4 protein-coding genes are annotated in these 5,683 nt (G+C 38.7%); 1 reads left to right on the top strand and 3 read right to left on the bottom strand.

All coding sequences use genetic code 11. The features are described 5' to 3' along the window. Positions 1 to 209: 209 nt before the first annotated feature. On the top strand, positions 210 to 1,271 hold the full coding sequence (locus VB732_RS12145; RefSeq protein WP_323231090.1) for a PstS family phosphate ABC transporter substrate-binding protein: 1,062 nt from the start codon (positions 210 to 212) through the stop codon (positions 1,269 to 1,271). A 117-nt stretch (positions 1,272 to 1,388) separates the two neighbouring features. Here the strand turns inward: VB732_RS12145 and VB732_RS12140 are convergent, their stop codons facing one another. The 3 genes from VB732_RS12140 to VB732_RS12130 all read right to left on the bottom strand — a co-directional run bounded on the left by VB732_RS12140 (position 1,389) and on the right by VB732_RS12130 (position 5,152). Then, a complete protein-coding gene (locus tag VB732_RS12140; RefSeq protein WP_323231089.1) occupies positions 1,389 to 1,970 on the bottom strand; it encodes an REP-associated tyrosine transposase in 582 nt (193 codons plus the stop codon). Between the two features lie 133 nt (positions 1,971 to 2,103). Further along, entirely contained in the window at positions 2,104 to 3,870 is a 1,767-nt protein-coding gene (locus VB732_RS12135) for a tetratricopeptide repeat protein (protein ID WP_323231088.1), read from the bottom strand. Further along, positions 3,860 to 5,152 (bottom strand): ATP-binding protein, encoded by a 1,293-nt coding sequence (locus tag VB732_RS12130; protein ID WP_323231086.1) that lies wholly within the window; start codon positions 5,150 to 5,152, stop codon positions 3,860 to 3,862. Before VB732_RS12130 ends, VB732_RS12135 begins: the two co-directional genes overlap by 11 nt. Between the last annotated feature and the right edge of the window lie 531 nt (positions 5,153 to 5,683).

The raw sequence follows: 5,683 nt of genomic DNA, 5'->3' as shown, positions 1-5,683 counted from the left end.
GGGATGACGCGGATAGTGATGGGAAGCCAGAGGACTGAACATCACGTTTTGACAAGGGTTTCACGTTAAGTTGACACGTATGAGCAATGCTGTGCCCTTACGAAAGATATGGTTTTTGACCTTAAAACATATTTGGTATTTCTTGTCAATGCGTAAGTCCTAACTTATAAACTCCTGTAAGATAAATACAATAAACAACATTTAAAAAGATGGACAATACAAATCAGAAAAAAGCTTTAATTAACAGCGAAATAGCCCTCTTCCTTAGAGGTTTGATTATTGGTAAAGTACTGACACTTATGGTTATTGGCGGATTGCTTTGGTGGTTACTGAAGCCGAATTTATTGTCTCGCAACAGCGCTGATTCTTCTAATTCTAATCAAAGTTTCAAGACCGTCTCTAATACAGGTTCCAGTTTTCAGACAGTTGCAGATGTTCCCCCTGCCTCATTCAACTACGGAGGTAGTACAGCCTGGGCATCTATTCGGCAATTGGTAGATTCTCAGATCCAGAGCGATCGCCCAGAACTACAATTACGTTATGTAGACCCTGTTAATGCTAGCCCTGGTTCTAGCTCAGGTATTCGGATGTTGCTTGATGGGAGAATAGACTTTGCTCAGTCTTCTCGTCCCTTAACAGATGAAGAACAAGCTATGGCAAAAGAGCGAGGCTTCACTCTTGAGCAACGTCAGGTGGGTATGGATGGGATAGCAGTAGTAGTCAACCCATCGCTGAATGTGGCTGGCTTAACTGTTGACCAATTACAGCAGATTTATTCGGGGAAAATTACTAACTGGAATCAAGTAGGTGGCCCAAACCTACCCATCACACCTTTGTCTCAACGACCAGAGGACGCAGATACAGTCATATTGAAGGGGCAAGCACTTGGCTCTAATGTGCAATATGTCTACTCTACTACAGAGGCAGTGCGCCAATTGAGTAAAATTCCTGGTGGTGTATATTACGCTTCTGCTCGCTCAGTAATATTTCAATGCAGTGTGAAGGCTTTGCCACTGGGTAGCACTTCTAGTCAGCTAATTCCCCCCTATCAGGAACCTATGGTATCGCCTGAGCAATGTCCACGCCAGCGCAACCAGCTAAACACTCAGGCTGTCAAAAATGGCAGCTATCCCATAATTGCTAATTTGTTTGTGATTATTAAGCAAAATAAAGGTCAAGAACAGCAAATTGGAGATGCTTATGCCAAACTTTTATTAACCGATCAAGGGCAAAGGGCAATTGAGCAAGCTGGTTTTGTGGCAGTTCGCTAATATAGCGATGTCTATGACGGGCTACGCCTACGCACTTTCCACTACAGATTATTCAGATCCCCGATTTCTTAAAGAAGTCGGGGATCTTGAGGTCGGGGATCTTGAAGTCGAGGATCTTTAGTTAGGGTAATCGTCCAGTAGCAGTCTTTTGAAACCACTGCTATCAGGTAGATTATGATCCGTTAAAAATTGCTGATAAGCTAATTCTGACTCAATTTGTATCTTGATATATTCTGTTTTGGCTAGTGTTCCTCCTCGCAATCCTGCATATTCCAAATAGCTGGAAAACTCCCATTCTTCAGGTTGCTGCACTAGTTCTGCTTTCACCGGATTTAAATGAATATAACGTGAGAGGTTGAGAAGGTAGTCAGTTTGTAAAATATGAATACTTTGAAACCTTCCCTGAAATAGCACCCCAGAACGATTAAAACGCTTATTAATTGCCTTTGTGTAGGAAAGAGATAGCGATTTCATTGCATCAGACAGAGTTTCATCTCTTAGATAGACCAAAAAGTGATAATGATTGGGCATTAAACAGTAAGCAACAATATCTACTGCATTAGTTATCAGATGTTCCCTTATCAACCGGAGAAAATAAATATAGTTCTCACGCTCAAAGAAAATCTTTTGGCGATTGTTTCCCCGATTATAAACATGGTAAAAGTTGCCAGTTTGCAGAGGGATTTGTCGTCGCGGCATAGGCAAGAATATGAGATTTTGCTTTAGTATGCCCTTTTAATTCAATCAGATCCCTAATTCAATAAATAAGATCCCCGACTTCTTTAAGAAGTCGGGGATCTTGGGGATCTTGGGGAAGCGATCGCACTCTTCATCACTCTCCATCATTCTCCATTGCATCGGCGAGCTTTTCGAGATTTTGACGAATAGTGACACTACGCAGATGATTCACACCCCAGATTCGCTCACAAATATCTAAAGCTTGCAAATATAGCGGTTCAGCTTCATCATAACGTCCAGTTTCCCGATAAATCTCTGCCAAATTATTGAGACTTTCGGCAACATTAGGATGATTTTCTCCCAATAGATGCTTATCAAGTTCTAAGGCTTTTATACATAAGGTTTCCGCCTCATTGTAGCGTCCTTGCTCTCTGTACATATAACCAAGAGCATAAATAGTATCTGCTAAAAGTGGATGCGTCTTTTGTAATAAACGCTGCTTAAGTTCCAACGATTCCAAAAATAATGATTCTGCTTGATCGTAGCGTCCTTGAGCGCGGTATATCAATCCCAAATTGTGCAAATCTGTTGCAACATCAGCATTTTCTTCTCCCAAAAATCGCTTATCTAATTCTATTGCTTGTAGCGACAAAGGTTCAGCTTCGCTGTAACGTCCTTGATGATAATAAAGTAGCGCCAAATTATTCAGTATAAGAGCGAAAGAAAGATGATTTTCGCCAACCAAACGTTTTTCCAGTTCTAATGATTGCAGATAGAGAGGTTCTGCTTCCTCATAACGCCCTTGTTCATCATATAGTAATGCCAAATTATTCAGACTAACAGCTACATCTGCATGGTTTTCTCCCCACAGACGTTTCCTCAGTTCCAAAGCCTGTTGATATAAAATTTCCGCTTTACTATATTGTCCAGTAGTTTTGTAGAGTCCCGCTAAATTATTCAGGCTAGTAGCAAAAGAAGGATGGTTGTCTCCCAAAAGACGTTTTCTCAGTTCTAAAGCTTGTTTATATAATGGTTCGGCTTCGCTGTAATTTCCTGTTGCTCGATATATCCCTGCTAAATTGTTAAAGCTATTAGCTAAATCTATCTGCAAACCTGATTCATTTTGCAATTCAATCGCCTTTTGCCAATATTTTATTGTCAATTCTTGTTCTTCCTGATAATTTTGAGATTCACCCCGCTCTAATCTGCTGCGGTAAATATCGCCCAATCTTGAGTATAAAGTAGCCAAGGTGGGGTCTTTAGTTCCCCGTTCGTGTTCTATTTTCTCAATCAGCTTTTGTAAGTCTTGAATGGGCAAGAAAAAGGGGTTATTTTCATTAGTATCTGTACTAGCTAATTCTGTATCTCGAAAAACAAAGCGGATAGGTTCTAGTTCTTTACCAGGAATAGCATTTGTCTTTTGAGATTCAAACCGAAATACACCATTACGCCAACTCCAAAAATCAGGCGCTTTTTTAATCAAGTTAACTAAAATTTGGTTAGTTACCCAAAGCACGATAGCAAAAGGAAACTCGCGCAACCCTTCCCTTGTCCATTGCAAGTAACCAAAAAACTTCTCTTGTTCTGATTGCTCTTTTCCCAATCTGAGAAAATAAAGTTGTTCAGCACCCGTCACAGTAATCACTGCTGGGTTATGCTGGCGAAGATATTCTTCTTGTTGCACCAGTTGGTTAAGAGCAGCTTTTAGGCTGGGTTCCTGACGTGCTAAAGTTACCCGATATGGATGAAAACTGGGTTGTAGCTCAGTTTCATATTGGGCAATAATCTCATCACGAAAGCTAGCATCATCGCAAACTGCAATTAGTAAATTTAATCCTCGTTTTTGAGCTTCAATAGAAACAATTAAATCATCATAAGCATCTTGATTTTCTCCTTCATCAAAGAACTCGTCATTTAACATTAATGGCTCCCTGTCTTTTCAAGCTTTCGATAATAATTGGATGAACATCATACCAAGTTTCATCAGTGCGATATTCTAAAACATATAGCCCATGTAGCAAATCTAAAAATTCTGCTTGTTTGGGGTCATTAGGCATATATTGTTCATAAACACTCTGCAAAATATCGATATCAGTTTTTCCTAAGCGTATCGAAAAGTCATTACGGATTTTATTGATTGCTTGCAGGAGAATTTTATCATCAATAATAACTTCGGCTGAGGGATTTCGCCGGATCATCCGTAAACAAATGCGGCAACATTCCTTAGAGATCCGAATTAGCTCTCGTAATACACCACCACTATAAATTACAATTTTTTCAGCAGTTTCAGCTGCAATTAGTTCGCTAGAAATCCGTTTTTGTAAAACTTCACCGAGAATCTTTGTTGCTTCTGGGCGAGGTTGAGCATTAGGAAGGCGATTTTTACCTTTATCAAATATTTTTAATACGGGCATTGCCACAACTTGGTCGTTAGTTTCAGTGGCAATTATTGTACTGATAAATGTTTCCCGTAGTACGGCAATGGGGATAGTATAAATAATTTGAAAGTTAGGTTGACAAAGAGCTTTAATATTATCTCGATAAATTTCGTTAACTCTTCCTAAATCAAGTTTATCTAAATCATCAATAATTACTAGAACGTTTTGTTTAGTTGCAGCTTGAATTAGAGCCGCAATTTCGTTAATTCTGGCAACTAAATCTGATAACTTGCGTTCAAATTCTTGCTTAATTTCATCCCGAACGCTAGCATCAGCTTTTAATTTAGAACTAATCAATTTTAAGAGATCAAAACCTACACTAACTTCTGCTTGCAAATTTGATTCTTCAGTGCGAGTGCGAGTAGCAAACCATTTATAAAGAGCTTCTTTTGTAGATTGCGGAATATCAACTCGGCGGGCTTCTGCCTCTGTCATTAAATTAACTGCGATCGCAAACAGTATATTAATATGATTAACAGCCGACATCTCAATTTTGTCAGCTATAGAAAAGAGAACTACAAAATATTTATCTTGAATTTGTCGGCTAAATTCAGCTAACAAAGTAGACTTACCACATCCCCGATGTCCTGTAAAGACAATTTTGCCATCTCCATTAGGACTATCTTCCACTAATTGGTTTAGGTCTGCAATCAAATCATCACCATATTCGACTCGAAATCTTTCCATTTCGTTCCGTTCCATCAACGGAAACAGTTCGAGATTGCTGTAGGCTTCTTGAAAGGAGTTTAATAAATCTTGAGACATTGGATAGTGCTGTAAACGTGCTAACTATTCATATAATGGCTCATGATTTTTGAAGCACAAGTTCAGGTAATGTCTAGGATAGAGTATGCCTAAATAACTTCTCAAATTCCGTTAATAAATAACTACTAGGTGAGTGGTATGTTATGTCTTAAAAAGAGATGCTTTAATACCCAGATTTCAACCTATCAATAAGTAACAGAGGTCAATAATCAATCAGACTGAATGATAGATGATACATTCGATAGTTCAGACTGAATGATAGATTATACAGATAACATCCTGAAAGCTACTTAACACATAAATAAAATAAAATTTTCAGTTAGAAAAATAAATTTTTAGTATCTTTCGTCTCATCCTCCTCTAGCCGATGCGATTGTAGCTGTTGTTACTATTGGTTAGTAGTCTGTCAAGGAATAATTAACGAGTACATTCTTTGTAGAGACGGCGATTTATCGCATCTTTCTAACGTGTCAGTTTTTTAGACGCGATAAATCGCGTCTCTACATGAGATAAAGCTCCGCGACATTAAAA

The sequence above is a fragment of the Nostoc sp. UHCC 0252 genome (assembly GCF_034931145.1).
Taxonomy (GTDB): Bacteria; Cyanobacteriota; Cyanobacteriia; order Cyanobacteriales; family Nostocaceae; genus Nostoc.
Note: the sequence above shows the minus strand (reverse complement) of the source record. Positions and strands in the feature narration are given on the sequence as shown.

What these genes read in the sequence shown, in the direction of transcription:
- VB732_RS12145 (WP_323231090.1), top strand. Translation starts at nt 210, where the DNA reads ATGGACAATACAAATCAGAAAAAAGCTTTAATTAACAGCGAAATAGCC.
- VB732_RS12140 (WP_323231089.1), bottom strand. Translation starts at nt 1,970, where the DNA reads ATGCCGCGACGACAAATCCCTCTGCAAACTGGCAACTTTTACCATGTT.
- VB732_RS12135 (WP_323231088.1), bottom strand. Translation starts at nt 3,870, where the DNA reads ATGTTAAATGACGAGTTCTTTGATGAAGGAGAAAATCAAGATGCTTAT.
- VB732_RS12130 (WP_323231086.1), bottom strand. Translation starts at nt 5,152, where the DNA reads ATGTCTCAAGATTTATTAAACTCCTTTCAAGAAGCCTACAGCAATCTC.